The sequence below is a fragment of the Salinivibrio proteolyticus genome, assembly GCF_001996165.1.
Taxonomy (GTDB): domain Bacteria; phylum Pseudomonadota; class Gammaproteobacteria; order Enterobacterales; family Vibrionaceae; genus Salinivibrio; species Salinivibrio proteolyticus.
The window spans coordinates 25380-42995 of record NZ_MUFP01000010.1 but is presented as its reverse complement, the minus strand read 5'-3'; the positions used below and the strand labels follow the sequence as shown (position 1 = coordinate 42995).

At 48.8% G+C, this 17616-nt stretch carries 16 protein-coding genes; 6 read left to right on the top strand and 10 right to left on the bottom strand.

Annotated features, from left to right (window positions below):
* Positions 1–13: 13 nt before the first annotated feature.
* Positions 14–835: a phosphate ABC transporter substrate-binding protein gene (locus tag BZJ19_RS09280; RefSeq protein WP_077479731.1), complete on the bottom strand. Its 822-nt coding sequence runs from the start codon at positions 833–835 to the stop codon at positions 14–16.
* A 360-nt stretch (positions 836–1195) separates the two neighbouring features.
* Between BZJ19_RS09280 and folE the strand changes: the two genes are divergently transcribed.
* The gene (gene folE, locus BZJ19_RS09275; protein ID WP_077639376.1) at positions 1196–1852 is read left to right on the top strand and encodes a GTP cyclohydrolase I FolE; all 657 of its coding nucleotides are present in this window, start codon (positions 1196–1198) and stop codon (positions 1850–1852) included.
* A gap of 121 nt (positions 1853–1973) precedes the next feature.
* Here folE and BZJ19_RS09270 read toward each other — a convergent pair whose 3' ends face one another.
* The 4 genes from BZJ19_RS09270 to BZJ19_RS09255 form a co-directional block, all read right to left on the bottom strand.
* Entirely contained in the window at positions 1974–3527 is a 1554-nt protein-coding gene (locus tag BZJ19_RS09270; protein WP_077675416.1) for a methyl-accepting chemotaxis protein, read from the bottom strand.
* Between the two features lie 164 nt (positions 3528–3691).
* Entirely contained in the window at positions 3692–4885 is a 1194-nt protein-coding gene (locus BZJ19_RS09265; RefSeq protein ID WP_077675415.1) for an amino acid aminotransferase, read from the bottom strand.
* 157 nt (positions 4886–5042) lie between these two features.
* Positions 5043–6443: an asparagine--tRNA ligase gene (gene asnS, locus BZJ19_RS09260; RefSeq protein ID WP_077675414.1), complete on the bottom strand. Its 1401-nt coding sequence runs from the start codon at positions 6441–6443 to the stop codon at positions 5043–5045.
* Positions 6444–6544: 101 nt separating this feature from the next.
* Positions 6545–8164 carry a methyl-accepting chemotaxis protein gene (locus tag BZJ19_RS09255; RefSeq protein WP_077675413.1) on the bottom strand — a complete coding sequence of 540 codons (1620 nt, stop codon included), beginning with the start codon at positions 8162–8164 and terminating at the stop codon, positions 6545–6547.
* 249 nt (positions 8165–8413) lie between these two features.
* Here BZJ19_RS09255 and queD point away from each other — a divergent pair, with 249 nt between their 5' ends.
* Positions 8414–8776, top strand: a complete 363-nt coding sequence (queD, locus tag BZJ19_RS09250; protein ID WP_077455681.1) for a 6-carboxytetrahydropterin synthase QueD — start codon at positions 8414–8416, stop codon at positions 8774–8776.
* A gap of 84 nt (positions 8777–8860) precedes the next feature.
* Here the strand turns inward: queD and queE are convergent, their stop codons facing one another.
* Positions 8861–9526 carry a 7-carboxy-7-deazaguanine synthase QueE gene (gene queE, locus BZJ19_RS09245; RefSeq protein ID WP_077675472.1) on the bottom strand — a complete coding sequence of 222 codons (666 nt, stop codon included), beginning with the start codon at positions 9524–9526 and terminating at the stop codon, positions 8861–8863.
* 264 nt (positions 9527–9790) lie between these two features.
* Here queE and mlc point away from each other — a divergent pair, with 264 nt between their 5' ends.
* Entirely contained in the window at positions 9791–11005 is a 1215-nt protein-coding gene (gene mlc, locus BZJ19_RS09240) for a sugar metabolism global transcriptional regulator Mlc (protein WP_077675412.1), read from the top strand.
* A gap of 107 nt (positions 11006–11112) precedes the next feature.
* Here mlc and sstT read toward each other — a convergent pair whose 3' ends face one another.
* From sstT to BZJ19_RS09220, 4 genes are all read right to left on the bottom strand, one after another.
* A complete protein-coding gene (gene sstT / locus BZJ19_RS09235; RefSeq protein ID WP_077675411.1) occupies positions 11113–12330 on the bottom strand; it encodes a serine/threonine transporter SstT in 1218 nt (405 codons plus the stop codon).
* Positions 12331–12637: 307 nt separating this feature from the next.
* On the bottom strand, positions 12638–13324 hold the full coding sequence (locus tag BZJ19_RS09230; RefSeq protein ID WP_077675410.1) for a ChrR family anti-sigma-E factor: 687 nt from the start codon (positions 13322–13324) through the stop codon (positions 12638–12640).
* Positions 13317–13952, bottom strand: a complete 636-nt coding sequence (locus BZJ19_RS09225) for a sigma-70 family RNA polymerase sigma factor (protein ID WP_077675409.1) — start codon at positions 13950–13952, stop codon at positions 13317–13319. The genes BZJ19_RS09230 and BZJ19_RS09225 overlap by 8 nt, the downstream gene beginning before the upstream one ends.
* A 64-nt stretch (positions 13953–14016) precedes the next feature.
* A complete protein-coding gene (locus tag BZJ19_RS09220; protein WP_077675408.1) occupies positions 14017–14586 on the bottom strand; it encodes an LON peptidase substrate-binding domain-containing protein in 570 nt (189 codons plus the stop codon).
* Between the two features lie 159 nt (positions 14587–14745).
* Here BZJ19_RS09220 and BZJ19_RS09215 point away from each other — a divergent pair, with 159 nt between their 5' ends.
* The 3 genes from BZJ19_RS09215 to BZJ19_RS09205 all read left to right on the top strand — a co-directional run bounded on the left by BZJ19_RS09215 (position 14746) and on the right by BZJ19_RS09205 (position 17581).
* Positions 14746–15543 (top strand): MetQ/NlpA family ABC transporter substrate-binding protein, encoded by a 798-nt coding sequence (locus tag BZJ19_RS09215; RefSeq protein ID WP_077675407.1) that lies wholly within the window; start codon positions 14746–14748, stop codon positions 15541–15543.
* A 284-nt stretch (positions 15544–15827) separates the two neighbouring features.
* A complete protein-coding gene (locus tag BZJ19_RS09210) occupies positions 15828–17042 on the top strand; it encodes a multidrug effflux MFS transporter (RefSeq protein WP_077675406.1) in 1215 nt (404 codons plus the stop codon).
* Positions 17039–17581, top strand: a complete 543-nt coding sequence (locus BZJ19_RS09205) for a GNAT family N-acetyltransferase (RefSeq protein ID WP_077675405.1) — start codon at positions 17039–17041, stop codon at positions 17579–17581. The genes BZJ19_RS09210 and BZJ19_RS09205 overlap by 4 nt, the downstream gene beginning before the upstream one ends.
* The last annotated feature ends 35 nt before the right edge of the window (positions 17582–17616 follow it).

Genomic DNA, 17616 nt, shown 5'->3' with positions numbered 1-17616 from the left:
GCCAAAATTCTATTTACTTAACAGCGATATAGCCTTGGTTTGCAACAATCTTCTGGCCATCTGCAGACAGTACCCAGTTGAGGAAGTCGTCCGCCGCTGCTGAGGTAGTGCCTTCTTTATGAAGTACTAAGAAAGGACGTGCAACTTTGTAGTCACCCGCTGCCACGGCTTCAGTAGTCGGAGCATGACCGTCAACGCTCAGTGCTTTTAAGGAATCATCCACAGAGCCTAAAGAGATATAACCAATCGCAAGTGGGTTATTAGCAACAATGGTCTTCACGACGCCGTTACCATTTGCGACTTGTGCTTTTTGTGAAATGGCTGACACTTTCATGCCGTTCACTTTACGTTTCAGACCCATGATGCTTTCAAATGCACCACGCGTGCCCGAAGCCGTGTCACGTGTCACCAGAACGATAGGTTTGTTTTCACCACCGACATTTGACCAGTTGGTGATTTCGCCACGATAGATTTTAGCGATTTGGTCTGCAGTGAGGTTTTTGACGCCATTGGCGTTATTGACAACAACAGCGATGCCATCACGGGCAATTACTGTTTCTTTTAGTGAAGACTCTTTTTCAGAAGCTTTTAGCTCGCGTGAAGCCATGCCAAAATAGCTAGTGCCGTTTTTAGCGGCTTTGATTCCTGCTGACGAACCTGTGCCTTGTACTTCGATGTAGGTGTCTTGGTGTTGCTGATGATAGGTTTCAGCCAACACCTCCATGACTTCGGTTACTGACGTTGAGCCAGAGATTGAAACAGTTTCTTGTGCACTTGCTGAGGCAGAGAACATGGCACCTGCCATCATGATGGCGCCAAAGACCTTAGATTTCATATCGTATCCCTTATTTGCGATGAGTCGCGGTTTGTTGTTTCGAACGAGAGGCACTTTAGGAAAGAAACATGACAAATATGTTTCATTAACTTGAAGCCTTGATGACGGCCAACCGATTTGACGCCACACCGAAAAGAAAAAAACAAACCTTGTGGAATGAATCAGACATGCAAACCTCCTGTGTTCACTTGGCTTGACACTTAAGTGCGCATTTATGGGTCAAGTAGTAAAAGCCATAGTATTCACAAGGTGTATTTTTAAATGATTAACGTTATTCTTCTATTAGATGACAGCACTGATCCGTTCGCGGGCAATGTGTGTACTGAAAAGAACAACTTAGGCCAGACCTAAAAGGAATCCATCATGGCATTGAGCGATGCTGCAAAAAAAGTTCAGGAAGCGCTGGTTGCTCGTGGTATTGAGACACCGATGACCGCAAAGTCAGCGTTGTCTGCGGCAGAACGAAAAGAAAAAATTGAATTTCATATGCGTGAAGTTCTTCAGGCAATTGATCTTGACCTTACTGACGATAGCTTAGCGGAGACGCCAGCAAGAATCGCAAAGATGTATGTGGACGAGATCTTCTCGGGCTTGGATTACACGCAGTTCCCTAAAGTGACCATGATTGAGAACAAGATGGGTTGCGACGAAATGGTACGTGTGAAGGATATTTCAGTCACTAGTACCTGCGAGCATCACTTGGTGACCATTGATGGTCGCGCAACGGTCGCTTATTTACCGGATAAGAAAGTGATTGGATTATCCAAGATCAATCGCATTGTTCGCTTTTTCGCTCAACGCCCCCAAGTACAAGAGCGCTTAACACGTCAGGTGCTGGTGGCATTGCAAACCTTACTTGAAACCGACAATGTCGCAGTTCGTATCGAAGCAACACACTATTGTGTGAAATCGCGTGGGGTGATGGATGCGAACAGCGAGACAACCACGACAGCCTTAGGTGGTCAATTTAAAAAGAATGCCGCGACGCGTGCTGAATTTTTGCATGGTATCAATTAGTTAGAGATACGCTTAGTAAGCGAAACGATGTAAAAACGCCCCCATCGCGAGATGGGGGCGTTTTTTATGACAGTCAGAACCGAGCTTATTCTTGACCAGTCATAGAGTGGCCAAGGTGTGACTATTCAAACTGTTTGGCAATATCGTGAAACTGACGGACTTTGTCGCGCAGCTCTGCACTTGCTTGCGAGACATCGTTCACTTCATTGAGATTCTGTTGGGATACAGACTCAATATCATGAATATCGCGGCTGATATCATTAAACGTTTGCAGTTGCGCTTGAGCAGAATGGTGTGTTTCACGCGTACGCGATACCACATCGTCAATTGCTGTCGTCACCGCGTTTAAGCTTGCAATACTGTGATCTGTGGTATCGACACATTGTTGGGTTTGCTTGTGACTGACATCGATCTGCGCTTGCCATTGTTTAATGGTATCGTGCATCTCTTGGATTGACTGCTGAATTTGTTCTGTTGCGCCTTGCGTGCGGCTAGATAGGGCGCGGACTTCCTCAGCGACAACCGCGAAGCCGCGACCTTGTTCACCGGCACGCGCAGCCTCAATCGCGGCATTTAAAGCCAACAAATTGGTTTGTTCAGCAATACCACTGATTTCACTCATCGCATCGGTGACCCGCTCTGCCGTCACAGAAAGCTGCTGTGTGGCAGATAACGAGCTTTCAGACTGTTTTGCCAAGGCCTGAAGCTGCTCGCCGGTTTGGTGAAGCAGTGCTTGTGTCTCTTGGCTTTGTTGTTGTACCGATTGCAGCAGTTCAACACTTTGCTGTGCATTCTCAGATACCTTGTTCGCAGAATCAGATGCGTGATCAATATTGTTGGCCACCGAGGTGATTTGATGGCTTTGGGTATTGATCGCCTGAGAAACACGCTGCGAAAGGGCACTCAAGTCATCGGAAAAGTGATTGAGAGACAAGGAGGCATCCAACATACGGCCGAGGATGGTCCGAATCCGTGCTTGCAGCATTTTAAGTTTGTAGTCTGCGACGGAGCTTAAACCCGTTCCCGCGTAGACGTAACGGCTAATACTGTCATAGTCGGCTTGATAACCACGAACCAAGGCTGGCAGAGTCAACAGCTCATCACGGAATAGGGTGCCCAAGATGGCAGGCATAGCGACAGCGCTGGCGATATCCCACCCATTGATATTGGGATCAAAGGCGAGGGAGAGTGGTGCAACAGCGAGGCCGGCGATAAGCAGTGCCAATTTAGCGGCGCCGGGAATGCTTTCAATGGAGAGCCCCCCCAGTGATTTGCTTCCTTTTTCGGCGGCACATAGTTTTTTGTAGATCTGTGCAGCACGGTGTTTCACTGCGGGATCTGGCTTGACCCGCACCGACTGATAGCCTGTTACCTGACCTTGTTCATAGATGGGAGTCACGTAGGCATCAACCCAGTAATAATCGCCGTTTTTACAGCGGTTTTTAACGATGCCTCGCCACGGTTGATTGGCTTTGAGGTTCCGCCACATGTCCGCAAAGGCAGCTTTGGGCATATCAGCATGACGAATTATATTATGGGGCGCCCCCAAAAGTTCGTCACCGCTGTAGCCAGCAATACGAATAAATTCCGGATTACAGTAGGTGATAACGCCGCGTTTATCGGTGGTCGAGACGAGGCGTTCATCGTCACCAAATATAACTTCATTACCACTCATAGTATTTATCTTTCTGGTCACAGTTCATAAGAGCCTTATTAGTTTTAGTCTAGCGGCTATGGGCTTATTAATGATATTTTTGTTAATACAATGTTGCTTTAATTGATGCATCGACAAAAAAAAGGGCCTGTCGGCCCTTTATGACATTTCGATGACAGTGGCGCCTAGTCTAAAACCTTTGCGATGGCAGTGCAAAGTGGCCCCATATTCGTGTGCGTCATACCCGCCACATTGAGGCGGCCTGAGCCGACGATATAGACACCGTATTCTGCTTTCAGTGCATCTACTTGAGTTTTGTTCAAACCAGAGAAAGAAAACATCCCGTTTTGTTGCTCGATAAAGCTAAAGTCGCGATTAACGCCTTTTTCTTTTAATGTTGCCACAAACTCGGTGCGCATGGTTTTAATACGATCGCGCATATCAGCAAGTTCTTGATGCCACTCTGCTTTTAGCGTGGGGTTATTGAGGATCTCTGTCACAATACCTGCGCCGTGGGCTGGTGGGTTAGAGTAGATCACGCGCGCGATGGCTTTCACTTGGCTAAAAGCGGTTGTGGCTTGTTGCTGATCTTGTGCGACCAGAGTAAAGGCGCCCACACGCTCGTTATACAAGCCAAAGTTTTTCGAGAAAGAGCTGGCGATCAATAGTTCTGGGCAGGTTTGCGTAAAGATACGTAGACCAGATGCGTCTTCTTCAACACCTTGTGCAAACCCTTGATAGGCAAAGTCAAACATCGGCAGTAAGCCTTTGCGCTGACATAGCTCAGCCAAGACTTTCCATTCCGCATCGGTCGGATCGATACCAGTTGGGTTGTGACAACAGCCGTGTAGCAAGACCACATCGCCGCTGTTGGCTTTTTCTAGATCTGCGACCATGCCGGCAAAATCTTTGTCATTCTTCGCGGCATCGTAGTAGGTATACTCGGCGAGAGGTAGGCCTGCGGCAGTAAACACGCCCTTGTGGTTGGCCCATGTTGGGTTACTGATCCACACTGTGACGTCACCGAGGTGGCGCTTAATAAATTCCCCAGCAAGGCGTAACGCCCCAGTACCACCCGGCGCATGTGCAGTTTGAGCGCGTTTATCCTTGATAACCGAAGCCTGCTCACCGAATAGAAGCTGCTGAACGGCAAGGCCGTACTCCGCAGTGCCTGGGATGCTTAGATAGGATTTGGTGCTCTCTTTTTCGAGCAGCAATGCTTCGGCTTTTTTAACGGTTTTCAGCACAGGGGTTTCGCCGTGCTCGTTTTTGTATACGCCGACCCCCAAGTTGATCTTCGTTTCACGAGGATCCGCTTTAAATTCTTCAGTCAGTCCTAAAATGGGATCGGCGGGAGCGGCAGAAATTTTCTCAAACATTGGTGTCGTCCATGGTTAATGATGAATGAAACTCAGGCTGGGATCGTTATACCACTTGTTTTCTTGGATAGAAACCGCCAGCCATGCCTAGAGATACCAAGCGTAACAATAGGCAAGAAAAAGGCTGCGTACTCGCAGCCTTTGAATGGTCTTTTACTTAGAAGCTCGCGTTACGTGGCGAACGAGGGAATGGGATCACGTCGCGGATGTTGCTCATACCGGTAACGTAAGATACCAAACGCTCAAACCCGAGGCCGTAGCCGGAGTGAGGCACGGTGCCGTAACGGCGCAAATCGCGATACCACCAGAAATCTTCTTTCTCGAGGCCCATTTCTTCAAGGCGTTGATCCAGCACGTCAAGACGCTCTTCACGCTGTGAACCACCGATAATCTCACCAATGCCAGGCGCTAATACGTCCATTGCAGCAACGGTTTTGCCATCATCGTTCATACGCATGTAGAAGGCTTTAATATCTTTTGGATAGTTCTTCACCACAACAGGTGCGTTGAAGTGTTCTTCTGCTAGATAGCGCTCATGTTCGGAGGCGAGATCAATACCCCATTCGACAGGGAACTCGAACGTCTTACCGCAGTTTTCCAAGATAGTGATCGCGTCAGTGTAGTCAACTTGGGCAAAATCAGCTTCAACAAATTTCTCAAGGCGCGTGATCACCTCTTTGTTGATGCGTTGCTCGAAGAACTGCATGTCGTCACGGCGCTCTTCCAACACGGCCTTGAAGACGTATTTCAGCATGGCTTCTGCTAGCGCTGCAGCATCATCAAGATCGGCAAAGGCCACTTCAGGCTCTACCATCCAAAACTCAGCCAAGTGACGGCTGGTGTTAGAGTTTTCAGCACGGAAGGTTGGGCCAAAGGTATAAACTTTACTCAGCGCACAAGCATAGGTTTCAGCGTTTAATTGACCGGATACGGTCAAGAAAGCTTCTTTGCCGAAAAAGTCTTGGTCGAAGTCAACATCGCCTTGCTCTGTTTTTGGCACATTAGCCATATCCAGTGTCGATACGCGGAACATTTCACCGGCGCCTTCACAGTCTGATGCAGTGATCAGCGGGGCAGACATCCAGTAGTAGCCTTGCTCGTGGAAGAAACGATGAATAGCTTGAGAAAGGGTATGACGAACACGAGCTACCGCACCAATCACGTTAGAGCGAGGGCGTAAATGGGCCACTTCGCGCAAGTACTCAATCGAGTGACGCGTCTTGGCCATAGGATAAGTGTCTGGATCGTCAACCCAACCGACTACCTTCAAGGCAGTGGCTTGTAGCTCATACGCTTGACCTTTCCCTGGTGACTCCACCACATTACCGGTGACTTCAACAGAACAGCCTGCTGTTAAACGCAGAACGTCTTGCTGATAATTCTCCAGCTCATTGGGGACCACGGCCTGAATAGGGTCGAAACAAGAGCCATCATAGATGGCGAGGAAAGAAATACCGGCTTTGGAATCTCGGCGAGACCGAACCCAACCGCGAACAGTCACTTCAGTGTCGACTGCCGCCTTGCCGCGCAGGACGTCTACTACAGGCGCGTATGTCATAATTCGCTTCTATCTCCGTTTAGGGCAACTCGGTGGTCAATGCCACCGAGAAAGTGGATTTGCAAGTTAGACTAGCAAGTTTACCTGTATCTTGTGTAGCTTCAAGGCTTGAGGCGGTCTGAAAGTTGAAATTGTCCAATTAATCCTTCCAACTGTTCAACCAGTTGTTCGAGATTTGCACTGATTGCTTTCACTTCATTCGCATTATTGGCGGTATCGTTAGCGTGATTTTGAATCCGGCCGACTTGCTCGAGTAAGGCGTCGGTCATTTGTGCTTGATGTTGGCTTTGTTGGCTAATGTCGTCCGTATTATTGTTCACGGTGGTCACTTGCTCAGCAATATCAGCCAAGGCGTCAGAGAGCTGCATTACCGTCTCGGCACGTTGATTCGCGCTTTCTGTGGTGGCTTCGACCGCTTGGGYGGATGCTTCACTGCCCGAACACAAGTTTTCAATAATGGTTTGGATTTCCCCGGTTGCATCATGGCTACGGCTGGCCAAGTTACGTACTTCTTCGGCGACCACGGCGAAGCCGCGACCTTGTTCACCAGCGCGTGCGGCTTCAATCGCCGCATTCAGCGCGAGTAGGTTGGTCTGCTCAGCGATTTCGCGGATCACGCCCAAAATAGTTGTTACTTGTTGGCTTTGTTGGTTCACATCCAAGATCTGGCTGCGTACTTGACCAATATCATCCATCAGTTTACGGATATCATTGGCGGCGACATTGGCCAGTTCACTACCTTGATTTGCGCTACCGGCAGCAGACTCGCTCAATTGTGCAGCCTCGCTCGTACGGCTTTGAATGTCATGTTGATGTTGTTGAACATCGTTGATGGCTGTAGACATTTCATTGGTTTCATGACGTTGGCTATCGGCAAGTTGGTCGGTATGCCCAGAGACGCGAATGAGGTTTAACGCCTCAGACGACAGCGTCTCTGAGGTACGTTGCACCTGTTGTAAGCTAGCAGAAAAATTATCGAGTAATTGATCACAGCTATTACATAGCTCGCCAATTTCGTCGCTCCGTGTGTCATTCAAGCGCTCAGCCAAGTTTTTGTCGCGACTGGTTCGCTTCATAAAGGCCGATACGTGTTTGAGGGGTGACACCACCCAACGACGGATCACTGTCAGTGAGATCAGAAAGCCCAACACAGCGATACTGCCCATGATCCCGGCAGTGATCAGCATTTCTTTATCAATGGTGCCATAGAGCGGTTGTAAGTCATATTCGAGTCGAATAACGCCCAGTACTGTTCCTTCTTCGGCAACATRGCATTGCAGGCAATTGGTACCGCGATAATCACTGCTGGCTTTCATTGGCAGTGCCACGACTAATCCTTTACCAGATTCAGAGTCAAAGGTTTCGACAATGGTCTCTCCATCAAGCGCACGTTGGTCAATATTATCTTTTGGGGCCTGTTCAGGATTGCCCGGACCGAAAAAGCGGGTGATCGCTTCTGCACGGATAACACGTGCCTCTTCAATACCTTTGTGGGAAAGCATTTTGTCGCGCAGTGTATTGCGTTGGCTGATTGTGCCAGTCAGCATCAACATATTCAGGCTATCGAAATAGTTGGATGCTTTATCGAGCGTTTGTTCACTGACTATCGAGGTCATCAGGGCTTTTTGCTGATGCGATTGATAGGCCAACGAAGTCACAAGCACCAGAGCGAAGACGAGGAAGAGGGAGAGAAGAAGTTTGCTCGCTAGAGTCATGCGCATGAGTCAACCGTTTGTTATTAATTTATAAGTTTATCAATTGAAGTCTGTAGTCACTATGTTAAACCGTGTGATAAAGGATGCCGCTAATCCCGTATAAAATGTGTGATTTCATCGACGTAAATTGTCGCACCTTTGCGACGGGTAACGGTTTGTCTATTTCTATAGTGCTTAGCATCTGGGGATAGAGATTGTGTCGATGCAGGAAGTTGAGTAGCATGCGCCATCTTGTTGTTGATGGGATTTGGCAGTATGACAACTGAACTGTTTAAAGAATTTACCTTTGAGGCCGCACACCACTTACCGAATGTGCCAGAAGGACATAAGTGTGGGCGTTTGCACGGTCACTCGTTTATGGTGCGTTTGTATGTTGAAGGAGAGGTTGACCCACACACAGGCTGGGTGATCGACTTCGCTGACATCAAAGCCGCTTTCAAGCCTATCTATGATCGTCTTGACCACTACTATCTCAATGAGATTGAAGGGCTGGAAAACCCAACCAGCGAAGTGTTGGCGCGTTGGATTTGGCAACAGGTCAAGCCAAACCTGCCTTTATTAAGTAAGGTAATGGTGAAGGAAACCTGCACCGCAGGCTGCACTTACCGCGGTGAATAAACAAAAGCCGAGTGATAACACTCGGCTTTTTGATCGATATTCTTCATGTCGTGCGGTCGATACCCAAGTTTTTATCTATTTGCGCTAGGCAATATTTAAATATTTGTGCGTTTGTATCGACAAGCGCCAGCCGCGCGCAATACAGGTATCAATACATAGCTTGGTGGCACGAGGCTTTTGACTGACCGGCTGTAGCGCAATGGTTGCCTTTGGTGAGGGTGGGCAGTCGCTGAGCAGCGCATCTAACTGTGCAATGTCTTTTTCGGTGCCCACAGGGTGTTTGATTTCGTTCGCGCGCGCCATCGCACTGGCTAGTACCGGTAATTTGCCGCGCATATTGATTTTAGGTGACACCGTGACCCAAGTCTGCGGGCTGGTTTTGACCTCATATGTGCCACTGGTTTCAATTTGGCACTGACACCCAACTGCTTCTAGCGTGTCTGTTAAGGGCTCCAAGTCGTATAGGCAAGGCTCCCCCCCAGTAATCACAATATGTTTAGCCTGATAGCGTTGAGTGATTTCTGTCGCAATATCTTTCGCACTCAGCCAACACCAAGCAGGCGAGTCTTCTGACTTATCGATAATAAATATTTTGTCTTGTTGATCGTTATCATCGGTTTCCCATGTTTGCTTGGTATCGCACCAAGCGCAGCCGACAGGGCAACCTTGCAAGCGGACAAAGACGGAGGGCACGCCAGTAAATGTGCCTTCTCCCTGAATAGTTTCAAATATTTCGTTTACTCGGTACATCATGCTTTCTGGCGGTTCGATTCGACGGCGCATTATGCCAATTTATCCTTCGCAGATCTTGCTTTTTCACGATTGATTGGATTTTTACCATAGTTACTAAATCGTATGGTTTCGTGAGGCTAAACGCGATTTTCACACCTGAAAGTGATAGATATCACGCGGCGACCTTATTGTGCTTCACAATTAGTTCGCAAAGTAAAAAAATTCAATTATACGCATCATCATGAATAGGATCGCCAGATCCCAGCAGTAATAGGACAGAGCATGATTATTGGGCAGCCGGGGCATATTGATCATATCAAGCGCAAAAATGCCGGCACAGTGTACAACTTGATCGACCGCTTTGGGCCTATCTCGCGCATCGAGCTTTCCAAACGTAGCCAGCTGGCACCCGCCAGTATTACCAAAATTGTCCGTGAGCTGATGGACGCGCACCTTGTCAAAGAAACACAAATTCAAGAAACCAGTATGCGTGGTCGACCCGCCGTCGGATTGATGCTGGACAATGACGGGTGGCAATTCTTATCGATGCGTTTAGGGCGCGGCTACCTAACGATGGCTTTGCACTCGTTAAGCAGTGACATTCTGATACAAGAGCGCCATGAGTTGGCGGTTATGCCTCAAGAGGCCTTGCTAGCGACCGTCGTCGAGTACGTTAAAGCTTTCTTTTCGCGTCATCATGAAGTGGTGGATCGCGTGACAAGCATCGCGGTGTCTTTGCCAGGTTTAGTGAATAGTGCGCAAGGAACGGTCATTCAAATGCCGCACTTTGAGGTTAGTCACATGCCATTGGGACCCGTCCTGCATCGAGAAACAGGATTACCCGTTTTTGTGGGTAATGATACCCGCTCGTGGGCGCTGGCTGAAAAGTTATTTGGTAACGCGAAAGAATCAGATAGCGCGGTACTGATTGCGGTTCATAATGGCGTTGGGGCTGGCATCATTCTAGAAGGAAAAGTGCTCCAAGGACGCGTGGGGAATGTGGGTGAGCTGGGTCATATTCAAGTGAAGCCATTCGGTAAGCGATGCTTTTGTGGCAATTATGGCTGCTTAGAAACCGTGGCAAGTTTAGCCGCGGTCATTGAGCAGGTAGAAACCTTGCTTGCTGAGGGGCATCCTAGTCAATTGCATGGTAAGACGCTCACCATTGACGCGATTTGTGATGCTGCCGTCGCCGGTGACGCGTTAGCGCAACGCGTGATTACAGAGCTTGGCCATCACCTAGGGACGGCGATCGCCATCGTGGTGAATTTATTTAATCCGGAAAAAATATTATTCGGCGGCGAGTTTAATCGGGCGAAATCGGTGCTCTATCCAGCAATCATGGAATGCTTAAAGACGCAAACAATCCCTTTATACAGCCAAAACTTAGTGCTAGAAGAAAGCTATTTTTACACGCAAGCGACCATGCCGGGTGCCGCGATGGTGAAACAAGCCATGTACGACGGCAAACTACTCATGAAGGTACTGGAAGGCTAGTAACGAGCGCATAAACGAAAAAAGCAGGTGCCAAGCACCTGCTTTTTTGTATCAAACCTGAATGGGAGCGCTATCCGCCTTTTGCCGATAAAACGCCCTTTATCGGCTTATCCGTTTTTACGCTCTTCACCCATACAGGCTGCGGCGGTAAAGACCACGTCTGTTGAGCTGTTAAGCCCCGTTTCTGCTGAATCTTGCAACACACCAATGGTAAAGCCAACACCGACCACTTCCATGGCAATTTCGTGTGGGATACCAAACAAGTTACACGCCAGTGGGATTAGCAAGAGTGAGCCGCCAGCAACGCCTGAGGCACCGCACGCAGACACTGCAGCAACAATGCTCAGCAGGATCGCAGTAGCAATATCCACTTCAATCCCTAAGGTATGTACAGCGGCGAGTGTAAGAACCGTGATGGTGATTGCCGCGCCACCCATGTTAATCGTCGCCCCGAGTGGAATCGAGACAGAGTAGGTGTCTTCATCAAGCTTGAGCTTACGGCATAGCTGCATATTCACTGGGATATTCGCGGCTGAGCTACGGGTAAAGAAGGCAGTAAGGCCACTTTCACGCAGGCAGCGGAAAACCAGTGGGTACGGATTTTGGCGCGTTTTATAAAACACGATCAGTGGGTTAATGATCAACGCGATCGTTGCCATACTGCCAAGGAGCACGCCAAGTAAATGGATGTAGCCAAGCAGCGCATCAAAGCCACTTTGTGCCAAGGTGTTGGCGACAAGGCCAAAAATACCAATAGGCGCAAAACGGATCACGAAGCGCACAATCATAGACACGCCTTCAGACACGTCAGAGAAGACGCGTTTGGTCTCGCTTGATGCATGGTGTAAGGCAATGCCCAAACCAATCGCCCACGCGAGAATACCGATATAGTTGCCGGACATCAGAGCGTTGACTGGGTTATCGACAATATTAAACAGCAAGGTGTTTAATACTTGGGTAATGCCTTCCGGTGGCGCGACAGCTGCATCGGTTGCGGCAAACTGTAAGGTCGTCGGAAACAAAAAGCTCATGGTAACCGCGGTCAAGGATGCCGCCAGCGTACCGAGCAGGTAGAGGAAAATAATCGGGCGCATGTTGGCGCGCTGACCTTTCTTTTGGTTAGCGATAGAGGCAGCAACCAAAACGAAGACCAAAATGGGTGCAACTGCTTTCAGTGCGCTAACAAAAAGCTTACCAAGCAAACCTGCTGTGCTCGCCAACTCAGGCGATAGATAGGCGAGTACGCCCCCAGCAAGAATACCTATAACAATTTGAAGTACCAACGAGTGACCTCGGCTGATACTGGCGAGTTGTGTTTGACTCATGTGTGTCTCACTTCACTGTGTTTTTTATCAATGGCTGTTAATGAATCGTTAGAAGTGGGGAATTAAACCAGTTTGATTCACCCTATGTAAAGTGAAAATTGATAGTTTGCACTAGTTAGGTGGGATTCTGTCAGTCAGTTGGCATTAAATGAAAGTTTCTTTAGTGTAATTATTCTGTTGTTACGGCGCCAGATGTGAGGGAATCGTTTTAATGCGCCGAGCATTTGTACGCTTTTATTGTCTTGAACAGCATAAAAAAAGGCGGCTTTCGCCGCCAAAGATAGGATAACAACTAACACAAGGATTTTTAGTAAATCGCATGACCCACGGTATTAAGTAGCTTACTCACGCCCTTGGTAAAGTGCAGTGGCGCATTCGCTACCGTGTAACACAGACACCCGTCTTTAGTGGAGGGGGTGTGATGATGTCGACTATCCAACAAAATAAAGTCACCCGGCGAATATTGCCCGCTTTCATCTTCAAAGGTGCCATCGAGTAACAGCGTCAGCTCATAGCCTTTGTGTGTGTGGGCTGGAACCGAGCCGCCTTCGTCGATATGTAAGAAACTCGCACGTGTGGCGCCTTCTTCAAGATTCAGCCTTGCGCGTTGCACCTTGCCGAATGACAGCCAATTCGAATCACTAAAACGCTGCAGTGCGCGCGGTAGTGTATAGGTTTTATCTCCAACCCGAATCTCGTTAGAGCGAGCGACTTGAATGCATGATGCCTCGTCTTGTTCAGGGGCGTCAAAAATTGCACTCATCATGTCTGCTTCAAGATCGTCATCCCAAGGCAGAGTGCTTGCCGCAAAGTCGTGTTCGGTCTCAGCCTCTTCAAACGCAGCTAATGCTAACGCTTCTTCTTTCGCGCTCACATGCTCACGGCATTGTTGACATAATTCAACGTGCGCAGAGAGAGCAATCGCCATGGATGTCGGTAATTGACCGGCTGCAAAGGCATCCAGCAGTTCGGCAGAAGGATGATATTTAATCATTGTTGACCTCCAGATGATTGCGTAGCTTCTCGAGCCCGAGTCGCAAACGCGACTTCACGGTCCCTAATGGAACATTAAGTTGGTCCGATAGCTCTTGGTGGGTGAGTTGCTTTAAGTACACACCACGCACCACCTGTTGTTGTACTTCAGGCAATTCATCAATGAAGGATAATAGTTCCTGATCCATCATGTGCTGAGCACCTGAGTCGGTTTCATTATCTTGTTGACCGGATTCCAGTATCGGCCAAATCTCGTCGCTAAAATTGTCTTCGCGGTTCGATTGCACCTTACGGAGCATATCGAAACTGATGTTACGCATGATGGTGAACACCCAGGTCGTTGCCGCCCCTTTCTCCGCGTTGTAAAGATGGGCTTTTCGCCACACTACCAACATGGTCTCTTGGACAAGCTCCATCGCCTGTCCGTCCGCGCGCAGGTGCTTGGTACCGTAAGACCGGATCTTCGGGCCAAAGAAGCGAAACAAGCGCTCAAAAGCAACACGGTCTCGCTGTTCTGCAACACGTGATAATAGCTCCGACAACTCTTCCTTCGTCACGTCAGTCATTGTGGTACGTGTTTTCCGTCTCGAGGTTGAAGCTTCAGTATACATGGTTTGAGGCGCAGTCATAGTTGAGTCCTATCTGTCAGTGCCGTCCATCTGAGACCCCAATACGCACCACAAATCATTTGGATCACTCAACGTGTTCTTCAAGCAGTTGATGAATGAATTGCTTGGCTTCATCGGCGGAGTCTTGTGCGATAAACCATTGTTTCTGCGCACTTGTGAGGGGCAAAATTTCCAACCAACGCTGACACGCCCAGGTGACATCCTCGAAATGAGGCTGTTCATACTGCTCGGCATGATCAGGGTGAGCAGCAAATATATGCTTGAGACTGGTGGCAATGCGCGCTTGCACCTCATCGTCCGTGTTATCGACATAATCATCGTGTGGCCAATCATGCAGGGTACGTGTGTCACCCAACCACAATTTGTCGGGCGCTTGTTCGGTTGACAAAATTTCAACCCGTTGTCGGCCCGCAATGGTTATGCCCAGCAATCCATCTGGAAGCGTCTCGAAATCAACAATATCGACCAAAGTACCGTATTTATAAAGCCGCTGACCTTGCATCATTGCAAGGACAAACCCTTCGCCATTGGCGGTACACTCGCGTACCAACCGTAAATACCGAGGTTCAAAAATACGTAGTTTTGCTCTGCCACCCGGTAGCAAAAAGAGGGGCAAAGGAAACAGCTTGGTCATATCCGCGCCTCCTGATAATTGATTGAACATGCTGACTAATACGCGCCCTATGCAACAAGCGATCAAGCATCCATAGAATCGCAGAAACAATGATTGACATCTTTATCTTATTTGGCAGTATAGATGTCTAAATGGCTTTTAGGAAAGGATTACCGGTTGATGAAATCTATACGTGCTTCTTTTATTCTCACTCTCGGACTGATGCTTACGCTGATTGGCTGCTCAGAACCAAAGGATAAGGTGATCAAAGTTGGCGCCACAGTGGGGCCGCATGCCCAAGTCGTTGAAGCGGTTGCCAAGCAAGCAAAAGCCGAGGGCATTGCGGTCGAGGTGGTCGAATTTTCCGACTATATTTCCCCCAATGCTGGCTTGGCGGACGGCAGCTTAGATCTAAACAGTTACCAACATCAGCCGTTTTTGGATAACTACAATCAAAACAACGGAAGTCAGCTGATATCGGTAGGGCGTTCCATTTTGATGCGGATGGGGATTTACTCTGATCGCGTTGAGCGTGTTGATGCGCTGCCTAATGGCGCACAAATTGCGATCCCCAACGATCCTACCAACGCGGGGCGCGCATTATTATTACTGCAAGAGGCAGGGTTAATTACCTTAGCTGACAATGTCGGTTTTAAAGCCACCTTGCAAGATATTATCGCCAATCCTAGACAACTCGAATTTGTTGAGGTTGAGGCGGCACAACTGCCACGCAGCTTACAGGATGTCGATGCGGCGGCGATCACCATGAACTATGTGATGTCATCGGGATTAAACCCGAGTGAACAAGGTATTTTCTTGGAGTCGAAAGATGCTCCCCTAGCGGTGATGGTTGTGGCCGCTCGTAAGGAAGATAAAGACAATCCCGACCTACAACGTTTGGTCGCGCTGTTTCAGTCCCAACAAACCCGTGACTTTCTTGAAAAGACATTTAAAGGCACGATTGAACCCGCCTTTTAAATGCGCGTCGCGCTTAATAGTTAAGATGCCCGATTCGTGAAACCGTATCGGGCTTTTGGGTTCCATCTCATGTCTTTAATTTGCGCCATGTTGCCAATCTTGCTGACGTGCGATCTTCGTCGTTAGCCGCGCTTTCCTCCATTCAACCTAACGCGACCGAATTTTAAATTTTTGTTACCACTCAGTTGCTTATTGCGTTACTATGCCAATCAAAGTGTGATTTATGCCGCGTGCTTGCTTGACACTTACCTTTCTTCTCTCGACGCAAATGCACAGGAAATTGGATGCAATCGGCTACTCGTCCATTTAATTGGTCGCCCGTATTGCTGGCATGCTTAACCGTCAGCATTGGACAGTTCAGTATGGGATTGGTCTTCCCGTCTCTGCCGTGGATAGCCCGAGACTTTAACCTCAGTATGGATGATGTCCAACTGCTGATCTCTGCTTATCTACTCGGTTTTGGGCCATCACAGTTTATCTATGGACCTATCTCGGATGCGCTTGGCCGCCGCCGGGTGTTATTAGCCGGCGTGTTACTTTCTTTGATCGGCTTAACCGTGATGGTGAGCTTTAGTGCTAGTTTCACCGGTTTGGTGATTGGCCGCTGCATTCAAGGCATGGGCACCGGTTGCTGTGCTGTGCTCTCACGTGCCTTTACCCGTGACTCGTATTCGGGGGATCAGCTTCCTCAAGCCATGTCATATCTGATCATGGTCGCCTCATTTACGCCTATTGTGGCTCCTGTGATTGGTGGTTTTGTTAACCATAACTTAGGCTGGCTGGCGATCTTTATTTTGCTGATGGTGTACACCAGCATGGTGTGGTGCGTACTGTTTTTCCTGTTTAAAGAAAGCATGCATACTCGTTCACCGTTGCCCAATGTGAAGGTGATCCTCGGCCGTTATGGCGCACTACTAAAAACGCCATACTTTCTCTATTTCGCCAGTATTAGCTGGGTGAATTTTACCTTGGTGATCACCACGGTGTCGCTGATGCCATTTTTAATGCAAGAGCGCATCGGTATGACCTCGGATCAATATGCGCTGTGGGCGCTTATTCCGACCTGTGGCTTATTGTTGGGGAGTGCGCTAGTTTCGCGCATTCGTCCGCGTTTGGGCACCAAGCGTATGCTGTTGATGGCACCGGTGATGCAGCTCATTTCTGCGGTTTGGTTATGGCTCACCCCGATGGACCCGTTACTGCTGATGATTGGGCAGTTCTTTATGGTGTTTGGCAACGGGATTGCGCTGCCGTGCGCCCAATCGCAGGTGATGCAACCTTACTCTAACCAAGCCGGCACCGTCGCTGCGCTCTCCGGTGGTGCACAGATGATTATTTCTGCGTTGATGAGTATGGCGCTATTGAGCTTGGGCGTTAGCGAAGCATGGCACCTTGGTGTGGTAGTGGGTGTGTGCGCGCTGCTCTCCGTACACAATATCTTCCGCGGTTTTGCGGCACCGAAAGTCAACGTGGCCAGTACCCCGAGTGAGGCATCATGACAAAGTCACAATTGGAAACGGGCCTGTTTCCGCTGACAACCCCACGCCTGAGCATGCGGCCAATGATCAAAGCGGACTGGCCGTTGTTCCACCGCCTACACACAGACAATGCCGTGATTGCGCAATGTTTTGACCCTATGCCACTGGATGAGATTGAAACCCGATTTGAGCAACGGCTTACGCCCTGGTCTCCTGACGCTAAGCATTGGTTGTGTTTGGTGATTGTAGAGACGGCGACGCAAACGCCTATCGGCGTCACCGGTTTTTTGCTTGAGCAGGGTGTAGCGGAAGTCGGTTATTTACTTTTGCCGTCTTATCACGGGCGTGGCTATGGGACTGAGTCTTTGCAGGCTGTCACCGATTTTGCCATCCATCATGGTGATGCGCGAATCATCAATGCGACAGTGACCGCTGGTAATCTTGCTTCGGCGCGCGTGTTAGAAAAGGTAGGGTTTCAACTCAGCCGTATTGACCCTGATGCCTTTGCAATTGGCGGTGTTTGTTACGACGACTGGATCTACACCTATACCGCAGCATGATTTACATGTTTCCCCAGACCACTGATTTTGTTCGT

Excerpts from the sequence above, each read along its gene's own strand:
- BZJ19_RS09210 (WP_077675406.1), top strand. The coding sequence starts at position 15,828 with ATGCAATCGGCTACTCGTCCATTTAATTGGTCGCCCGTATTGCTGGCA.
- BZJ19_RS09220 (WP_077675408.1), bottom strand. The coding sequence starts at position 14,586 with ATGACCAAGCTGTTTCCTTTGCCCCTCTTTTTGCTACCGGGTGGCAGA.
- BZJ19_RS09215 (WP_077675407.1), top strand. The coding sequence starts at position 14,746 with ATGAAATCTATACGTGCTTCTTTTATTCTCACTCTCGGACTGATGCTT.
- BZJ19_RS09205 (WP_077675405.1), top strand. The coding sequence starts at position 17,039 with ATGACAAAGTCACAATTGGAAACGGGCCTGTTTCCGCTGACAACCCCA.
- sstT (WP_077675411.1), bottom strand. The coding sequence starts at position 12,330 with ATGAGTCAAACACAACTCGCCAGTATCAGCCGAGGTCACTCGTTGGTA.
- queD (WP_077455681.1), top strand. The coding sequence starts at position 8,414 with ATGACAACTGAACTGTTTAAAGAATTTACCTTTGAGGCCGCACACCAC.
- mlc (WP_077675412.1), top strand. The coding sequence starts at position 9,791 with ATGATTATTGGGCAGCCGGGGCATATTGATCATATCAAGCGCAAAAAT.
- BZJ19_RS09225 (WP_077675409.1), bottom strand. The coding sequence starts at position 13,952 with ATGACTGCGCCTCAAACCATGTATACTGAAGCTTCAACCTCGAGACGG.
- BZJ19_RS09280 (WP_077479731.1), bottom strand. The coding sequence starts at position 835 with ATGAAATCTAAGGTCTTTGGCGCCATCATGATGGCAGGTGCCATGTTC.
- BZJ19_RS09265 (WP_077675415.1), bottom strand. The coding sequence starts at position 4,885 with ATGTTTGAGAAAATTTCTGCCGCTCCCGCCGATCCCATTTTAGGACTG.
- BZJ19_RS09230 (WP_077675410.1), bottom strand. The coding sequence starts at position 13,324 with ATGATTAAATATCATCCTTCTGCCGAACTGCTGGATGCCTTTGCAGCC.
- BZJ19_RS09270 (WP_077675416.1), bottom strand. The coding sequence starts at position 3,527 with ATGAGTGGTAATGAAGTTATATTTGGTGACGATGAACGCCTCGTCTCG.
- asnS (WP_077675414.1), bottom strand. The coding sequence starts at position 6,443 with ATGACATACGCGCCTGTAGTAGACGTCCTGCGCGGCAAGGCGGCAGTC.
- queE (WP_077675472.1), bottom strand. The coding sequence starts at position 9,526 with ATGTACCGAGTAAACGAAATATTTGAAACTATTCAGGGAGAAGGCACA.